The 16,165-nt window shown below is 73.3% G+C and carries 16 protein-coding genes; 5 read left to right on the forward strand and 11 right to left on the reverse strand.

Going from position 1 to position 16,165, the window contains the following annotated elements; translation table 11 throughout:
- Positions 1-207: 207 nt before the first annotated feature.
- The 4 genes from SZN_RS28435 to SZN_RS28450 all read right to left on the reverse strand — a co-directional run bounded on the left by SZN_RS28435 (position 208) and on the right by SZN_RS28450 (position 3,755).
- Complete coding sequence (locus tag SZN_RS28435) at positions 208-1,134, reverse strand: hypothetical protein (RefSeq protein ID WP_007501779.1); 927 nt, start codon at positions 1,132-1,134, stop codon at positions 208-210.
- Between the two features lie 13 nt (positions 1,135-1,147).
- Positions 1,148-1,444 (reverse strand): DUF4193 domain-containing protein, encoded by a 297-nt coding sequence (locus SZN_RS28440; RefSeq protein ID WP_005481602.1) that lies wholly within the window; start codon positions 1,442-1,444, stop codon positions 1,148-1,150.
- Positions 1,445-1,850: 406 nt separating this feature from the next.
- Positions 1,851-3,098, reverse strand: coding sequence for a sensor histidine kinase (locus SZN_RS28445; RefSeq protein WP_007501782.1), 1,248 nt, complete (start codon positions 3,096-3,098; stop codon positions 1,851-1,853).
- A 3-nt stretch (positions 3,099-3,101) separates the two neighbouring features.
- Entirely contained in the window at positions 3,102-3,755 is a 654-nt protein-coding gene (locus SZN_RS28450) for a response regulator transcription factor (protein ID WP_007501784.1), read from the reverse strand.
- A 417-nt stretch (positions 3,756-4,172) separates the two neighbouring features.
- Here SZN_RS28450 and SZN_RS41605 point away from each other — a divergent pair, with 417 nt between their 5' ends.
- A complete protein-coding gene (locus SZN_RS41605; RefSeq protein ID WP_007501787.1) occupies positions 4,173-4,346 on the forward strand; it encodes a hypothetical protein in 174 nt (57 codons plus the stop codon).
- An 88-nt stretch (positions 4,347-4,434) separates the two neighbouring features.
- Here the strand turns inward: SZN_RS41605 and SZN_RS28455 are convergent, their stop codons facing one another.
- The gene (locus SZN_RS28455; protein WP_007501789.1) at positions 4,435-5,250 is read right to left on the reverse strand and encodes an inositol monophosphatase family protein; all 816 of its coding nucleotides are present in this window, start codon (positions 5,248-5,250) and stop codon (positions 4,435-4,437) included.
- Positions 5,251-5,258: 8 nt separating this feature from the next.
- Positions 5,259-6,386 (reverse strand): ferrochelatase, encoded by a 1,128-nt coding sequence (locus tag SZN_RS28460; RefSeq protein ID WP_007501791.1) that lies wholly within the window; start codon positions 6,384-6,386, stop codon positions 5,259-5,261.
- Positions 6,387-6,578: 192 nt separating this feature from the next.
- Between SZN_RS28460 and SZN_RS28465 the strand changes: the two genes are divergently transcribed.
- The 3 genes from SZN_RS28465 (at position 6,579) to sepH (ending at position 10,596) form a co-directional block, all read left to right on the forward strand.
- Entirely contained in the window at positions 6,579-7,817 is a 1,239-nt protein-coding gene (locus SZN_RS28465) for an MFS transporter (protein ID WP_007501793.1), read from the forward strand.
- On the forward strand, positions 7,777-9,096 hold the full coding sequence (locus SZN_RS28470) for a D-arabinono-1,4-lactone oxidase (RefSeq protein ID WP_043733651.1): 1,320 nt from the start codon (positions 7,777-7,779) through the stop codon (positions 9,094-9,096). Before SZN_RS28465 ends, SZN_RS28470 begins: the two co-directional genes overlap by 41 nt.
- Before the next feature lie 462 nt (positions 9,097-9,558).
- Positions 9,559-10,596 carry a septation protein SepH gene (sepH, locus tag SZN_RS28475; protein WP_007501798.1) on the forward strand — a complete coding sequence of 346 codons (1,038 nt, stop codon included), beginning with the start codon at positions 9,559-9,561 and terminating at the stop codon, positions 10,594-10,596.
- 90 nt (positions 10,597-10,686) lie between these two features.
- Here the strand turns inward: sepH and SZN_RS28480 are convergent, their stop codons facing one another.
- Positions 10,687-11,538, reverse strand: coding sequence for a sulfurtransferase (locus SZN_RS28480; protein ID WP_007501800.1), 852 nt, complete (start codon positions 11,536-11,538; stop codon positions 10,687-10,689).
- Positions 11,539-11,831: 293 nt separating this feature from the next.
- On the opposite strand from SZN_RS28480, the gene SZN_RS28485 reads away from it, so the two are divergent.
- Positions 11,832-12,635: a VOC family protein gene (locus SZN_RS28485; protein ID WP_007501802.1), complete on the forward strand. Its 804-nt coding sequence runs from the start codon at positions 11,832-11,834 to the stop codon at positions 12,633-12,635.
- 19 nt (positions 12,636-12,654) lie between these two features.
- Here SZN_RS28485 and SZN_RS28490 read toward each other — a convergent pair whose 3' ends face one another.
- From SZN_RS28490 to SZN_RS28505, 4 genes are all read right to left on the reverse strand, one after another.
- Positions 12,655-13,302, reverse strand: coding sequence for a thymidine kinase (locus SZN_RS28490; RefSeq protein ID WP_007501804.1), 648 nt, complete (start codon positions 13,300-13,302; stop codon positions 12,655-12,657).
- Positions 13,303-13,387: 85 nt separating this feature from the next.
- Complete coding sequence (locus SZN_RS28495) at positions 13,388-14,581, reverse strand: alkaline phosphatase family protein (RefSeq protein WP_007501806.1); 1,194 nt, start codon at positions 14,579-14,581, stop codon at positions 13,388-13,390.
- The gene (locus SZN_RS28500) at positions 14,581-15,168 is read right to left on the reverse strand and encodes a DUF5998 family protein (RefSeq protein WP_007501808.1); all 588 of its coding nucleotides are present in this window, start codon (positions 15,166-15,168) and stop codon (positions 14,581-14,583) included. The genes SZN_RS28495 and SZN_RS28500 overlap by 1 nt, the downstream gene beginning before the upstream one ends.
- Positions 15,169-15,220: 52 nt before the next feature.
- Positions 15,221-16,165: acetate--CoA ligase family protein (locus SZN_RS28505; protein WP_007501810.1), on the reverse strand; the 945-nt coding region annotated here is incomplete at its 5' end.

The raw sequence follows: 16,165 nt of genomic DNA on the forward strand, positions 1-16,165 counted from the left end.
GGCACCGCGGCGGCGGGTGCACGCGGCTCGCCCGGCAGCCGTGCGGCACCGGCCGGGCAGCCGGGGCGCCCGCCTGCGGCCGGCCCGGGAACCGCCGGGGCGAGGAGGGGAGGTCGGGGCGGTGCAGGGCGCGGACCAGCACACCTGAACGAACCCGGACGGGCCCGTTCGCCTTTTGACCGGCCTTCCGGGGTGCGCCGCCGGGGCTCAGCCGCCCCCGAGTTCCCCGCGGTCGCGCCCGGGAAGGATCTCTCCCAGGTCCAGCGGGCGCTCCGGGCGCTCCAGCGGCGGCAGTCGCTCCAGCTCGTCCCAGGGCACCTGCATCCTGCGCAGGTCGGTGCGGATGCGGGCGGCCAGCTTCTTGGTGTCCCGGCGGTTCATGACCGCGCCCACGGCCGCGCCGACCATGAACGGCATCAGGTTCGGCAGGTTGCGCACCATGCGCTTCATGATCTGCTGGCGCAGTTCGCGTTTCATCTGCCCGCCGAGGGCGGCGTTGATCGTCGCGGGCTTGGCGGCGTCGATCCCGCGCTCCTCGGTCCACGAGGACAGATACGCGGTGCTGCGCTCCCTGAGCCCGCCCTGCGGGCGTACGCCGTAGACCTCGTAGAGCTCGGCGATCAGCTTCAGCTCGATCGCGGCCACGCCGGTGATCTCCGCGGCCAGCTCGGTGGGCATCGCGGGCGGCACCGGAAGCATGGCGGCGGCGCCGACGCCGGCACCGACCGTGGAGCTCGCGTTGGCCGCGCCCGCCACGAGTCTGTCCGCGAGCTGCTCGGGGCCGAGACCGGGGAACTGCCGGCGCAGGGTCGCGAGGTCGCGTACGGGGACACGCGGGGCGATCTCGATGATCCGGTCCGCCAGGTACCCGAGGCCGGCTCTGGCGCGGCTGCCGCCCTTGCGGACGCCTTCCCGGGCCTTCTCCCGCAGGGCCGCGACCCGCCGCCGGCTCACGGGCTCGGGAACCGCGGCCGGGGCCGGGAGGCCGGCCGGTCCCGGGGCCGGTTCGAGCGAGGCTCCCTCGTCGAGTGAGCCCCGCTCGTCGTCGCGCGCGCCGTTCGGACCGTCGGACGGCCCGGAGTCCGCCTTCCGCAGGGGAAAGCGGCGCTTCCGAGGTGGGGTCGAGCCAGTCATGCCCGACCCGGCCTCAGTCGCAGTCGCGGCAGATCGGCTGGCCGTTCTTCTCGCGGGCCAGCTGGCTGCGGTGGTGCACCAGGAAGCAGCTCATGCACGTGAACTCGTCCTGCTGCTTGGGCAGTACCCGGACGGCCAGCTCCTCGTTGGAGAGGTCCGCCCCGGGCAGTTCGAGTCCTTCCGCCGCCTCGAACTCGTCGACGTCGACGGCCGAGGTCGACTTGTCGTTGCGCCGGGCCTTCAGCTCTTCAAGGCTGTCCGAGTCGACGTCGTCGTCGGTCTTGCGTGGGGTGTCGTAATCCGTGGCCATGTCGCTCTCCCCCTCCTGGGTGTCTGCGGTGTCTCCAGCGCACGTAACGCGTGAGAGGCCGGACTTGTGCCCGACCTGAGGCGGAGATTTTGCCTCACATCAAGGTCTGTTACTCAATCGACACCCAACCGGACTCCTCAAGAGTGATCGGCTTGGATGGCGAACGGGACCGTACACGGTCCTAATGCCGCAGTTCAAAGGCGTCTCACCGTGTACTTCCCGTGATCAGGACCCCCGAAAACCCGGATTTTCCCGGCTTTCCGGCAGCCCGAATGATCACGGAGCGTAGAGGGTAAGGAAATCGCCTTTGTGATCGATCACACATGAGTTCACTCCGTACGCGGCTTGAAAATTCCGCGTAAAGCGAACATGACCGTGTGACCGTCATGTGGCGGCGCACATGATCTCAGACGGGCAGGGTGACCCGCATCACGAGACCTCCTCCCTCGCGCGGCCGTGCCGCGATGTGCCCGCCGTGGGCGCGCGCCACGGACCGCACGATGGACAGCCCGAGGCCCACACCCCTGTCACTGCCCGTGCGCTCCGTACGCAGGCGGGTGAACGGCTCGAAGAGGTTGTCGATCTCGTACGCCGGGACCACCGGCCCGGTGTTCGACACCACCAGGACCGCCTGGCCGTGCTCGACATCGGTGGTGACCTCGACCCAGCCGCCCTCCGGGACGTTGTACCGGACGGCGTTCTGCACCAGGTTCAGGGCGATCCGCTCCAGCAGGACGCCGTTGCCCTGGACGACCGCGGGTTTCTGCAGGCCGCGGATGACGACGCCCTTGGCCTCCGCCTCCGCGTGCACCTGGTCGACGGCCTGCCCGGCCACCTCCGCGAGGTCCACGGGCTTGCGGTCGACGACCTGGTTGTCGCTGCGGGCGAGCAGCAGCAGCCCTTCGACGAGCTGCTCACTGCGCTCGTTGGTGGCCAGCAGGGTCTTGCCGAGCTGCTGGAGTTCGACCGGCGCGGTCGGGTCCGACAGATGCACCTCCAGCAGGGTGCGGTTGATCGCGAGCGGGGTGCGCAGCTCGTGCGAGGCGTTGCCCACGAAGCGCTGCTGGGCGGTGAACGCGCGTTGCAGCCGTTCCAGCATCTCGTCGAAGGTGTCGGCCAGCTCCTTCAGCTCGTCGTCGGGTCCGTCCAGCTCGATGCGCCGGGACAGGTCCGAGCCCGCCACCGCGCGGGCGGTGCGGGTGATCCGGCCGAGCGGCGACAGCACCCGGCCCGCCATGGCGTAGCCGAAGGCGAAGGCGATGACCGCCAGCCCCAGCAGGGCCAGCAGGGAGCGGCTGAGGAGGTTGTCCAGGGCGATCTGGCGCTGATGGTCGATACAGGCGCTGATCGAGTCGTTGAACTGGGAGAACGTGAGGTTCTCGGCCTTGATCGCCGGGCAGTTGTCGCTGGTGACCTGGAGTTCCCTGGCTCCCACGATCTTGAACAGGGGTTCGTTGCCCGTGTTGATCGCCTGCGCGGCCAGCAGGTAGATGATCGACAGCAGCAGGATGCCGGCGATCAGGAACATGCCGCCGTACAGCAGGGTGAGCCGTATGCGGATGGTGGGGCGCAGCCAGGGGAAGGACGGCTGGTGCCGGCGGGGGTCCCATGTGGGCTTGGGCGGCGCCTGGGGGGGCGCGGGCGTGGCGGCCACGGGTCAGATCCGGTAGCCGGAGCCGGGCACGGTGACGATGACCGGCGGCTCACCGAGCTTGCGGCGCAGGGTCATGACGGTCACGCGGACCACGTTCGTGAACGGGTCGGTGTTCTCGTCCCATGCCTTCTCCAGCAGTTGCTCGGCCGAGACGACCGCGCCCTCGCTGCGCATCAGCACCTCCAGGACGGCGAACTCCTTCGGGGCGAGCTGCACCTCCCTGCCGTCGCGGAAGACCTCGCGGCGGTTGGGGTCCAGCTTGATGCCGGCGCGCTCCAGGACGGGGGGCAGCGGCACGCTCGTACGGCGGCCGAGGGCCCGCACGCGCGCGGTGAGCTCGCTGAAGGCGAAGGGCTTGGGGAGATAGTCGTCGGCGCCGATCTCCAGGCCCTCCACCCGGTCGCTGACGTCGCCGGAGGCCGTGAGCATCAGCACGCGCGTGGGCATGCCCAGTTCGACGACCTTGCGGCAGACGTCGTCCCCGTGCACCAGGGGGAGGTCGCGGTCGAGGACGACCACGTCGTAGTCGTTGACCCCGATGCGCTCCAGGGCGGCCGCGCCGTCGTACACGACGTCGACGGCCATGGCCTCCCGGCGCAGTCCGGTGGCCACCGCATCGGCGAGCAGCTGCTCGTCCTCGACGACGAGTACGCGCACGTCGCTGGTCCTTCCTGTGTCCACCCGCGTAGCGCTGGGTGCGCGCGCGGGCAGGGGTTCGGCTGGGGTGTGTAGGGCTCCATCCTGCCCTTTTCGGCCATAAGTCGGCGGTAAGACGGGTGAGCGGTCTGCGCAGGTCGTGCGCGGGCGCGGGAATGCGGGATTTTCTCCGCGGGTTGAGGTTTCCACGGAAGGGAGCGGGGGGAGGACCGCAGGTACACCCCGCGATCACGCTCTGCTTGTGCCGTACCACCATGCGGCACCAGGGGATCCGCTGTTGCGCAGAGCGGTTGTGGGTGTCCGGCACCGTCGCCGCCCGGCCTGGGCAGCGCTGGGCATCCACTCGGAGACGTGATCGCCCCTTCCGACGGCACACCCCGTGCCACCGACCCACGACCCAGGACGAGGGGGCGCAGCATGGACGCTTTCACCGCAGGACTTCTGCAGCGCATAAGGACGACCGAGTCCGACCTGACGCGGGCTCGTGACGAAGGCGACGACTTCCTCGTCGAGGTGGAGCAGGGCGAGCTCGACGACCTGCGCCGCCTCGCCGCCGAGCACGGTGTGGAAGTCGGTGCGACCAGCGTCTGACCCGGCAGTACGTGCAGGGAGGCGGGGTCCGGTGAATCCAGCACCGGGCCCCGCCTCGCGCTGTCGCGGCCAGGGGGCGGTCGCGGGGTCAGTCGTGCCAGGCGCCGAAGTCCTCCAGGAGCCGCTGGAGGGGCGCGAAGACACCCGGGGTGGCCGCCACCGCGAGGTCGCGTGAGGGGCGCTCACCGGGGCGGCCGCCGGTCAGGGCGCCCGCCTCACGGGCGATGAGGTCGCCCGCGGCCACGTCCCAGGCGTTCAGGCCGCGCTCGTAGTAGCCGTCGAGGCGGCCCGCCGCCAGGTCGCACAGGTCGATCGCGGCCGAGCCGCCGCGGCGGATGTCGCGCAGGAGCGGGATCAGCCGCCGGGCCACCTCGGCCTGGTGGGTGCGGACCTCGGTGACGTAGTTGAAGCCGGTCGAGACCAGGGCCTGGTCGAGCGGGGCGGTGGGACGGCAGGCCAGTCTGCGCTCGCCCGTCCGGGAGCCGGTGGCCCAGGCGCCGCCGCCGCGCACGGCGTGGAAGGTCTCGCCGCGCATCGGGGCCGCGACCACCCCGGCCACCGCCTCGCCGGCCACCTCGGCGGCGATGGAGACGGACCAGGTGGGCAGTCCGTAGAGGTAGTTGACCGTGCCGTCGAGCGGGTCGATCACCCAGCGGACGCCGCTGGTGCCCTCGGTGGCGGCGCCCTCCTCACCGAGGAACCCGTCGTCGGGGCGGTGTGCGGAGATCAGGTCCGTGATCAGCTTCTCGGCCGCGATGTCCATCTCGGTGACGACGTCGATCGGGCTGGACTTGGTGGCGGCCACCGCGAGGTCGGCCGGCCGGCCGTCGCGCAGCAGCTCGCCCGCGCGGTGGGCGGCCTCCCGGGCCAGGGCGAGCAGTTCCGCAGGCAGGGCGTCGGGCACGGGGCTCCTCAGGCGTAGGGGCTGTCGGCACCGGCCGCGGCGGGCCGGGGGGCACGGGCGGGGCAGCAGCCGACCGGGCAGACGTCGTGGCCGGCGCCGAGCGCGCCGAGGGCGCAGGGGGTGACCTCCTGGCCCCGTTCGGCGGCGGCGCGCTCCAGGACGAGGTCGCGCACGGCGGCGGCGAAGCGGGGATCGTCGCCCACGGTGGCGGAGCGCCGCACCGGCAGGCCCAGCTCGGCGGCCCTCGCCCGAGCCTCCGTGTCGAGGTCGTAGAGGACCTCCATGTGGTCGGAGACGAAGCCGATCGGGGCGATCACGACGGCGGGGACGCCGGCCGCGTGGCGCTCCTCCAGGTGGTCGCAGATGTCGGGCTCCAGCCACGGGATGTGCGGGGCCCCGGAGCGGGACTGGTAGACGAGCTGCCAGGGGTGGTCGACGCCGGTGCGCTCGCGGACCGCGTCGGCGACGGTACGGGCGACGTCCAGGTGCTCGGCGACATAGGCGCCGCCGTCGCCGTGGCCCTCGGCCGGGCCGGAGGTGTCGGCCGCCGCCGTGGGGATGGAGTGGGTGGAGAAGGCCAGGTGCGCGCCGGCGCGGACCTCCTCGGGCAGGTCGGCGAGGGAGGCGACGACGCCGTCGGTCATCGGCTCCAGGAACCCGGGGTGGTTGAAGTAGTGCCGGAGCTTGTCGACGCGCGGCGCCTCCAGGCCCTCGGCCCGCAGGGCGGCCAGGGAGTCCGCGAGGTTCTCGCGGTACTGGCGGCAGCCCGAGTAGGAGGCGTAGGCGCTGGTGGCGAGGACGAGGACGCGGCGGCGGCCGTCGGCGGCCATCTCGCGCAGGGTGTCCGTCAGGTACGGCGCCCAGTTGCGGTTGCCCCAGTAGACCGGCAGGTCCAGGCCGTGCTCGGCGAAGTCCTTGCGCAGGGCGTCCAGCAGGGCGCGGTTCTGGTCGTTGATGGGGCTGACGCCGCCGAACAGGAAGTAGTGTTCGCCGACTTCCTTCAGACGTTCCTTGGGGATGCCCCGCCCGCGTGTGACGTTCTCCAGGAAGGGGATCACGTCGTCCGGGCCCTCGGGGCCGCCGAACGAGAGCAGGAGCAGGGCGTCGTAGGGACTCGCGTCACGCACGTCTGGCATGGGTCGATCCTGTCATCCGGTGTCGGCAGCCGGAAAACGGCTGGGTGACCACCCTGGTTCCCCCTTCACCCGTACGAGTGCGTTAGGGTCACCTAACTCGTAAGTTGTACCGGCCCCGCGCGCGCCTTACTGAGTCCTTCGCCTGCCCAGAGCCGCCGCTCCCCCGCAGCTCCCGCCCGACCGGAGTCCGCCGTGCCCAGCCCCTACCGCGCCCTGTTCGCCCTGCCCGGCACCAAGGGCTTCTCCGCCGCGGGTCTCCTCGGCCGGATGCCGCTGTCGATGATGGGCATCGGCGTGGTCACGATGGTGTCGCAGCTGACCGGCCGCTACGGCCTGGCGGGCGCGCTGTCGGCCACCATCGCGCTCGCGGCGGCGGTGGCGGGCCCCCAGGTCTCGCGCCTCGTCGACCAGTACGGGCAGCGCCGGGTGCTGCGCCCGGCGACCGCGATCTCGCTCGCGGCGGGGGTCCTGCTGCTGCTCGCCGCGCACTACGGCTGGCCGGACTGGGTGCTGTTCGTGGCGTGCGCGGGCATCGGCTGCGTGCCCAGCGTCGGGGCGATGATCCGGGCCCGCTGGGCGGCGCTGTACCGGGGCACACCGCAGTTGCACACGGCGTACTCCTTCGAGTCCGTGATCGACGAGGTGTGCTTCATCTTCGGGCCGATCCTCTCCATCGGCCTGTCCACGGCGTGGTTCCCGGAGGCGGGTCCGCTGCTGGCGGGCTGCTTCCTCGCGGTCGGCGTCTTCTGGCTGACCGCGCAGCGCGCCACCGAGCCCGAGCCGCACCCGCGCACGGCCCGGCGCGCCCCCTCGGCCCTGCGCGCCCCCGGGCTCCAGGTGCTGGTGGCGACGTTCGTGGCGACCGGCGCGATCTTCGGTGCCGTCGACGTGGTCACCGTGGCCTTCGCGGACGAGCGCGGCCGGCAGGGCGCCGCCAGCCTGGTGCTGGCCCTGTACGCGGCCGGGTCCTGCGCCGCGGGGCTCGTCTTCGGGCTGCTGCGCTTCAAGGGGGCGCCCGAACCCCGCTGGCTGCTGGGCATATGCGCGATGGCCGTGAGTATGATCCCCCTCCTACTGGTCGGGAACCTGCCGTTTCTGGCCGTGGCGCTGTTCGTAGCGGGCATGGCGGTCGCTCCCACGATGATCACCACCATGTCCCTGATCGAGGAGCACGTACCACGCGCGCAGCTGACCGAGGGCATGACCTGGGTGAGCACCGGGCTCGCGGTCGGGGTCGCGCTCGGCTCCGCCGCGGCCGGCTGGGTGATCGACTCGGCCGGCGCGCGTGCCGGGTACGGGGTTCCGGCGGTGGCCGGGGCCGTCGCGGTCGTGGTCGGTTTCCTGGGGTACCGCCGGCTCAGCAGGCCGGCTCAGCGCCGGGGAGGCACCGTTGAGCAGCACAGCGAGCGGGAAGAACGGCACATGGCGTAACTGGGGCGGCAATGTCGTGGTCCGGCCCGCCCGCGAGGTCGCTCCGGCGTCCGTCGAGGAGCTGGCCGAGGCGATACGCCGGGCCGCCGAGGACGGCCTGAAGGTGAAGGCGGCGGGCAGCGGGCACTCGTTCACGTCGGTCGCCGCGACCGACGGGGTGCTGATCCGCCCGCATCTGCTGACCGGCATCCGCCGCATCGACCGCGCGGCCATGACGGTCACGGTCGAGGCCGGCACCCCGCTCAAGCGGCTGAACCTGGCCCTGGCGCGCGAGGGCCTGTCGCTCACGAACATGGGCGACATCATGGAGCAGACGGTCGCGGGCGCCACGAGCACCGGAACCCACGGCACGGGCCGGGAGTCGGCCTCGATCGCGGCCCAGATCACGGCGCTGGAACTGGTCACCGCGGACGGCTCGGTGCTCACCTGTTCCGGCGAGGAGAACCCCGAGGTCTTCGCGGCGGCCCGGATCGGCCTCGGCGGGCTCGGCGTCGTCACCGCGATCACCTTCGCGGTGGAGCCGCTCTTCCTGCTCCGCGCGCGCGAGGAGCCGATGCCGTTCGACCGGGTCCTGGCGGACTTCGACGAACTGTGGGCCGAGAACGAGCACTTCGAGTTCTACTGGTTCCCGCACACGGGCAGCACCAACACCAAGCGCAACAACCGCAGCGCGGGTCCGGAGCGGCCGGTGGGCCGGGTCGCGGGCTGGGTCGAGGACGAACTCCTCTCCAACGGCGTCTTCCAGGTGGCGCAGTGGGTCGGGCGCGCGGTGCCCGCGACCGTCCCCGCGATCGCCCGTGTCTCCAGCCGGGCCCTGTCCGCGCGGACCTACACCGACATTCCGCACAAGGTCTTCACCTCGCCGCGCCGGGTGCGGTTCGTGGAGATGGAGTACGCCGTCCCGCGCGAGGCGGTCGCCGGGGTGCTGCGCGAGCTGCGGACGGCGGTGGAGCGCTCGGGACTTCGCGTCAGCTTCCCCGTGGAGGTGCGCACCGCGCCCGCCGACGACATCGCCCTGTCCACCGCGTCCGGCCGCGACAGCGCCTACGTCGCCGTCCACATGGTCAAGGGCACGCCGTACCAGCGGTACTTCACCACCGCGGAGCGGATCTTCACCGCCCACGAGGGCAGGCCGCACTGGGGCAAGGTCCACACGCGCGACGCGGAGTACTTCTCCGGGGTGTATCCGCGCTTCGCCGAGTTCACGGCGCTGCGGGACCGGCTCGACCCCGGCCGCCTCTTCCAGAACGACTATCTGCGCAGGGTGTTGGGCTCCTAGGGCCGCACCGGTCGCGGGGCCGGGGAGGGCCCGCCGCGCGGGGAGGGACGTACGCGCGAAACGTTTCGCTCCGTTTCTGCGCATCGCGTGAAGTGCGCCACGTTCGAGATCCGGGAACGGCGCGGCGGACGGCCGAGTCGCGTTCCTTGCCGGAATTTGGGCGGCGTGCCAATCCACGCAGGTGGCCCGAATGGAGTACTGTGGCGAGCCCTGGGTCCGGTCTCCCGCCTGGGTGTCCGTGGCCTTCAAGGACCGCCGGGAGGGGGCTAGTTGCACAGGGTGACGGAGTTGGTCACTTAGCGTTGCGAACAGGTAACCGTGCCATAACGGCGATCCAGGGCCCGTGCCCGACACGCCGGGCAACTCGGCAAGGTTGTGGCAGGCTGCACCCGGGCAGGCCACACTCGACTAGCGGAAGCAGCGACGCACGTGACGTCGGCAGGCACCACCCGGGAGGTCCCCATGCCCGAACTGCGTGTCGTGGCCGTCTCCAATGACGGCACACGGCTGGTGCTGAAGGCTGCCGACTCTACGGAGTACACCCTTCCGATCGACGAACGCCTGCGCGCGGCCGTGCGCGGCGACCGCCCGCGCCTCGGCCAGATCGAGATCGAGGTGGAGAGCCACCTCCGCCCCCGCGACATCCAGGCGCGTATAAGAGCGGGGGCGTCGGCCGAAGAGGTCGCCCAGCTCGCCGGAATCCCCGTGGACCGGGTGCGCCGTTTCGAGGGCCCCGTCCTCGCCGAGCGCGCCTTCATGGCCGAGCGCGCCCGCAAGACCCCCGTCCGCCGCCCCGGCGAGAACGCGGCGGGTCCGCAGCTGGGCGAGGCCGTCCAGGAGCGACTGCTGCTGCGCGGCGCCGACAAGGACACCGCCCAGTGGGACTCCTGGCGCCGCGACGACGGCACCTGGGAGGTGCTGCTGGTCTACCTGGTGGCGGGCGAACCCCACTCGGCGAGCTGGACGTACGACCCGCCCCGGCGGCTCGTCCAGGCCGTCGACGACGAGGCGCGCTCGCTGATCGGCGAGTCCGACGACCTCGCCGCGCCGGAGCCCAGCTTCCCGTTCGTGCCGCGGATCGCCCGGCTGCCGCGCGAGCGCTCGATGGACCGCGCCCTGGAGACCGCCCGGCCGAGCCTGCCCGCCCTGCCGAGCGAGCCCTCCGAGGAGATCACGGAGGAGCGGGACTCCCTGACCAGCCTGCTGGAGGCGGTGCCGAGCTTCCGCGGCGACCTGGTCGTGCCGGAGCGCCCGTCCGAGCCGGACACCGAGGAGCCGCCGGCCGAACCGGCCGCGGAGGAGCCGCCCGCGCCCGCCGCGTCGGCCGGGTCCGCCTACGCGGACGTCCTGATGCCGCGCTCCGTCGGCAGCCACCGCGACCGGCTGATCGGCGCCACCGACCGCCAGGCCGAGGCGGACGGCGTGCGTCCGGGCCGCCGGGCCGCCGTCCCGAGCTGGGACGAGATCGTGTTCGGCACCCGCCGCAAGAAGCAGGAGTAGCGCGGGCGGACCCGTGTGCCGTGCGGGGCCGCGCCGGTTCTCGGCGCGGCCCTTGCGCCGTCCGGGCCCTGCGGCGCCCCGGGTCCGGTCCTACCGCGGGTCCGGGCCCACGGCCACCGGCCGCCGCGGGTCCGACGACCACTCCGACCACGAACCGGCGTACAGCGCCGCCGGAATGCCCGCGACCGCCAGGGCCAGCACCTCATGGGCGGCGGAGACACCCGAGCCGCAGTACACCCCGACCTCGGTGTCCTCGGACGCGCCCAGCGCCTTGAACCGCGCAGCGAGTTCGGCGGCGGGCAGGAAGCGGCCGTCCGGGCCGGCGTTCTCCTGGGTCGGCGCGGACACGGCACCCGGGATGTGGCCGCCGACCGGATCGATCGGCTCCACCTCACCGCGGTAGCGCTCCCCCGCGCGCGCGTCCAGCAGGACGCCGGACCGGGCGAGGGCCGCCGCACCGTCGGCGTGCAGCAGACCGGCCGGTCCGGGCGCCGGCACGAAGTCGCCCTCTCCCGGGGCCGGCACCGCCGTCTCGCGCGCCCCCTCCCAGACGGGCAGCCCCCCGTCGAGCACGCGCACGTCCGGGTGACCCGTCCAGCGCAGCAGCCACCAGGCGCGGGCCGCCGCCCAGCCCTGCCCGCCGTCGTACACGACCACCGGCCGCCCGGCGGACACACCCGCCCGGCGCATCGCGGCACCGAATCCGGCCAAGTCGGGGAGCGGATGGCGGCCCCGCGGACCGGGCTCGGAGGCCAGTTCCCGGTCCAGATCGACGTAGCGCGCGCCCGGGATGTGGCCCTCCTCGTAGGCCCTGCGGCCGTCGAACGGAGGCTCACCGGACGCCGTGGCCAGCGTCAACTGCCAGCGGACGTCGAGGAGCACGGGCGGTTCGGCCCCCGCCAGCTCAACGGCCAGGTCGGATGCGGAGATGATGACGTTCATGGCCACCATCCTCGCGCACGGGGTGGCCGCGACGGCCGGCTCCGGCTAATCTGCCCGCCGGACCGACCCGATCACGAGGCGTACGGGATCGAGCACGTGCCGTACAGCCGAGCGACATCCGTCGGCAATCGCACGGAAACAGGCGGTTCCCCGCACACCAGGCATCCTGCGGGCACCCCGCCGGGCGGCGGCGTGCCCGCAGCGCGCGCGGTCGCGGGTGGTGCGAGCATCGGCAAGGGGTCCGGACAGCACAGGCGACACGGCCACCGCGAGGGGCCGAGGAGAGAGTGACGATGACCGAGGCACGGGGGTCGGCCGGCCCGAACGGCGCGACACACGCGCGCCACACGCCCGGCGCGCCCAGCTGGGTGAGCCTGATGGTGCACGGACCGGCCGCCACGCAGGAGTTCTACGGAGCCCTGTTCGGCTGGGAGTTCGGTCCCGGTCCCCAGCAGCTCGGCCCCTCGGTGCGGGCGGCGCTCGACGGCCGCGCGGTGGCGGGCATCGGCCGGCTGCCGCCCGACCGCCATCTCCCCGTCGCCTGGACGCCGTATCTCGCCTCGAACGACGTCGATCTGACCGCCGAGTCGGTGCGGCTGTGCGGCGGCACGGTCGGGGTGGGTCCCCTGGACGCCGCCGAGGCCGGCCGGATGGCGATCTGCTCGGACCCCGCCGGAGCCGTGTTCGGCATCTGGCAGTCCTCGGCCCGTTCCGGCACGGCCGTCACGGGCGTCCCCGGCACCCCCGCCTGGAACGAGCTGCTGACCTTCGAGTCCGCGAACGTCGCCAAGTTCTACGAGACGGTGTTCGGCTACGACGAGCAGCCGAGCGACCCGGCCGGACCCGACCGCGTCGTCCTGCGCGTCGACGGGCGCCCGGTGGCCGGCATCCGGGGCCTGGGCACCGCGCTGCCCCGCGACCGGGGCCCGCACTGGATGACGTACTTCGAGGTCGCCGACACCGACGAGGCGCTGGAGCGGGTGGCCGGGCTCGGCGGGCAGGTGCTCGAAGCCGCCCACGACACCCCGCACGGGCGGGTCGCGACGGTGGCCGACCCCGAAGGCGCCCGGTTCGCCCTGATCCGTCCGCCGCGCTGAAGGCTCGCGCGCGCCGCTGTCAGCCCTGCTGCACCGGCAGGACGTCCGGGGAGAGCGCGGCGGCACGGGCGCTGGCCGCCGTCATCCGGCGGCGGTGGTGACGCCGGCACAGGACCTCGTAGCCGAGGGCGTCCGCCTGGTTGACGTCGCCGACGACCACCTGGGCGCCTTCGACGACCATCTCGCCGCGTATCGTGCGGGCGTTGTGGGTGGCGCGGGCTCCGCACCAGCACAGGGCCTCGACCTGGAGGACCTCGACCCGGTCGGCGAGCTCCACCAGCCGCTGGGAGCCGGGGAAGAGCTTGCTGCGGAAGTCGGTCGTGATGCCGAAGGCGTAGACGTCGAGCCCCAGGTCGTCGACCACGCGGGCGAGTTGGTCGATCTGGTCCGGGGCGAGGAACTGCGCCTCGTCGGCGATGACGTAGTCGGCGCGGCCGCCCTGCGAGAGATGGTCCACGAGATAGCCGTACAGGTCCCGGCCGTCCTCGACCTCGACCGCGTCCGTGACCAGGCCGAGCCGGGAGGACAGCTTGCCCTCGCCCGCCCGGTCGTCGCGGGTGAAGATCATGCCCGCGAGACCGCGCGCCGAACGGTTGTGCTCGATCTGGAGAGCCAGCGTCGACTTCCCGCAGTCCATGGTTCCGGAGAAGAACACCAGCTCGGGCATGTGGAGTCGAGCACCTTTCGGTGGGGCGGACGGTTCGGCGGGAAGGCGCGGCCGGGAGACGGGCGGGGCGGCGGCGGGAAGGGCCTCAGGAGCGTACTTCCAGCAGCGGCACCAATTGCTCGGCGGGGGTCATCGAGCCGTGGTTGCCGACCATCGCGGACTCCTTGGGCTCCCGCTCGGAGGCGATGATCAGGACGTCGTCGCGGGCGGCGGCGAGCACGTCGCCGATCCGGTCGTGGACCCGCTCGTCGACCCGCGGCCCGAACCAGCCCGCCGCGATCGCCTCCTCGCGCGAGGCCACCCAGAACTGCTCGCCGAGCACCTCGCGCCAGCAGGCCAGGACGTCAGCGGCGGCGCCGGGCACGGCGTAGACGTGCCGCGCGCGGCCCTCGCCGCCGAGCAGGGCGACGCCCGCGCGCAGCTCCCAGTCCTCGTCGAAGTCGATGCGGTGCCGCTCGTCGAAGGGCACGTCGATCATGCCGTGGTCGGCGGTGACGTAGAGCGCGCTGCGCGGCGGCAGCTGCTCGGCCAGGCGCTGGACGAGCCGGTCGACGTACATGAGCTGGCCGCGCCAGGTGTCGGAGTCGACGCCGTAGCGGTGGCCGGCGCCGTCCAGTTCGGCGTAGTACGTGTAGACCAGGGAGCGGTCGCCCGCGGCCAGTTGCTCGGCGGCGAGGTCCATGCGGTCCTCGCCGGTGAGCCGGCCGAGGAAGGTGCCGCCGCTGAGCGCGACCCGGGTCAGCGGGGTGTTCTCGAAGGTGGGCGAGGACACCTGGGCGGCGTGCACGCCCGCCTGGTGGGCGAGCTGGAAGACGGTCGGGTACGGCTGCCAGACCTGGGGCGGCGTCCAGGGCTGCCAGCGCAGCTGGTTCATGAGCGCACCGGTTGCGGGGTCGCGCACGGTGTAGCCGGGCAGGCCGTGCTCGCCGGGCGGGCGGCCGGTGCCGATGGAGGCGAGGGAGGTCGCAGTGGTCGCCGGGTAGCCCGCGGTGATCGGACGGCCGGTGCCGCCGCGTGAGCCGGCGAGCAGCGACGCCATGAACGGCGCGTCCTCGGGGTGCGCCCGCAGCTGCTCCCAGCCGAGGCCGTCGATCAGGAACACGCAGTTGCGGTCGGCGGGGGTCAGTTCGCCGAGGGCGGCGGTCATGCCCGGTACCGCCATCCCGGCGGCCAGGGTGGGCAGGAGGTCGGCGAGCGAACCGCTGCCGTACTCGGGGCACGGCGCGGAGGCGACGGCGAGGGGTTCCGGGTGGGGGTCCCAGGCGGTGGACTCGATCATCAGCGGGTGGAGTCCGCGGTCGCCTCGGACAGGGCCTGCGCGAAGGCGAGGGCCTGGCGGACCGTCTCCGCGCCGTCGCCCGCCTCGCTGACGCGCAGGCTCAGGTCGTCGGCCGTGGAGCTGCCCGTGTAGCCGTGGTCCGCCTCGCAGTTGGGGTCGCCGCAGGCCGCGGGCTCCAGGTCGATACGGGAGACGGCGCCCCAGCCGATGGTGAGGACGACCTCGCGGGGCGTGGTGCCCGGCTTGTACTTCTCGGGGTTGGCGACGACGCGGCTGAGGACGACCGAGGAGATCCGGCCGAGCTTCACGGACTCGGTGGACGTCGTCGCGTACGGCGTCGGGGACGTGCTGTCGGCCGCCTGCTCGTCGGTGTGGCTGACGATGAAGCGGGTGCCGGTGAGGACGAGCACGGTCACGTGCCGCCGCACCTCGTTCTGGTCGAACGTCGTCTCCTGGTGGACCAGGTACGACCGCATGGGCTCGCCGCCCACGGCGGCCTCCACCGCCTCGGCCACGAGTGCCGGGTAGTAGCCGCTGCGCTCGATCGCCGCCCGCAGCCCCTGGGTCGTCGTACTGGTCTTGGCCATGACGCCCATCCTACGGGGGACCACTGACTGCGAGGCACCGCCGACGACGGGCTCAGTACAGCGGAAGCGTCCGCGGGCCGAGGTCGTCGCGGGCGGGCGGCGGGGCGAGCCGCACGGAGGCGCCGAGCACGCTCAGGCCGTGGCGGGCGACCACGACCGGCTCCAGGGTGACCGCCACCACCTCGGGGTGGTCGTCGACCAGACGGGACACCCGCAGCAGCAGTTCCTCCAGCGCGGCGGTGTCCACGGGCGCGGAGCCGCGCCAGCCGAACAGCAGCGGTGCCGTGCGGATCGAGCGGACCAGCGAGGTGGCCTCGCGGTCGGTGACCGGGATCAGCCGGTGCGCGGTGTCGCCGAGCAGCTGCGAGGCGGCTCCGGCGAGCCCGAAGGACAGTACGGCCCCGGCCGCGGGGTCGATCACGGCGCGTACGACCGCGTCGACGCCGCGGGGCGCCATGCGCTGCACGACCGGCCTGAGCTCCTCGGGGCTGCCGAACAGGTCGGTCAACTCGGCGTAGGCCCGGCGCAGTTGCTCCTCGTCGGCGAGGTCGAGCCGGACGCCGCCGAGGTCGGCGCGGTGGCGCAGGTGGGGCGCGGTGGCCTTGAGGGCCACGGGGTGGCCGAGGGCGCGGGCGGCGTCCGCGGCGGCGTCGGCCGTGGGCGCGGGCCGGGCGCGGTGGACCTCGATGCCGTACGTGCCGAGGAGGTCGCAGGTCTCGTCGGCGCCGAGGGCGAGCCCCTGCCCGCGCGCGAGCAGGCCGCCGATCAGCCGGGCGGCCGCGCGCTCGTCGATGTCGTCGTACTCGGGCACGCGGCCGGGTTCGGCGGATTCCCGCCGCCACTGGGAGTACTTGACGGCTTCGGCGAGGGCCCGGACGGCCCGTTCGGCGGCGGGGTAGGCGGGGATGAGGCGCGGGGAGTGCGCAGGGGCGGCCGGCTCCCCTGGTGGGGGGTCGGCGGGCGGGGCGGGGGGCCCGGCCCGGTCGGGGGTGGCGGG

Origin of the sequence: Streptomyces zinciresistens K42 (assembly GCF_000225525.1) — a bacterium.
Lineage (GTDB): Bacteria > Actinomycetota > Actinomycetes > Streptomycetales > Streptomycetaceae > Streptomyces > Streptomyces zinciresistens.

Coding starts and splice junctions, on each gene's coding strand:
- SZN_RS28480 (WP_007501800.1), bottom strand. CDS start 11,538: ATGAACGTCATCATCTCCGCATCCGACCTGGCCGTTGAGCTGGCGGGG.
- SZN_RS28435 (WP_007501779.1), bottom strand. CDS start 1,134: ATGACTGGCTCGACCCCACCTCGGAAGCGCCGCTTTCCCCTGCGGAAG.
- SZN_RS28500 (WP_007501808.1), bottom strand. CDS start 15,168: ATGGCCAAGACCAGTACGACGACCCAGGGGCTGCGGGCGGCGATCGAG.
- SZN_RS28490 (WP_007501804.1), bottom strand. CDS start 13,302: ATGCCCGAGCTGGTGTTCTTCTCCGGAACCATGGACTGCGGGAAGTCG.
- sepH (WP_007501798.1), top strand. CDS start 9,559: ATGCCCGAACTGCGTGTCGTGGCCGTCTCCAATGACGGCACACGGCTG.
- SZN_RS28485 (WP_007501802.1), top strand. CDS start 11,832: ATGACCGAGGCACGGGGGTCGGCCGGCCCGAACGGCGCGACACACGCG.
- SZN_RS41605 (WP_007501787.1), top strand. CDS start 4,173: ATGGACGCTTTCACCGCAGGACTTCTGCAGCGCATAAGGACGACCGAG.
- SZN_RS28460 (WP_007501791.1), bottom strand. CDS start 6,386: ATGCCAGACGTGCGTGACGCGAGTCCCTACGACGCCCTGCTCCTGCTC.
- SZN_RS28440 (WP_005481602.1), bottom strand. CDS start 1,444: ATGGCCACGGATTACGACACCCCACGCAAGACCGACGACGACGTCGAC.
- SZN_RS28495 (WP_007501806.1), bottom strand. CDS start 14,581: ATGATCGAGTCCACCGCCTGGGACCCCCACCCGGAACCCCTCGCCGTC.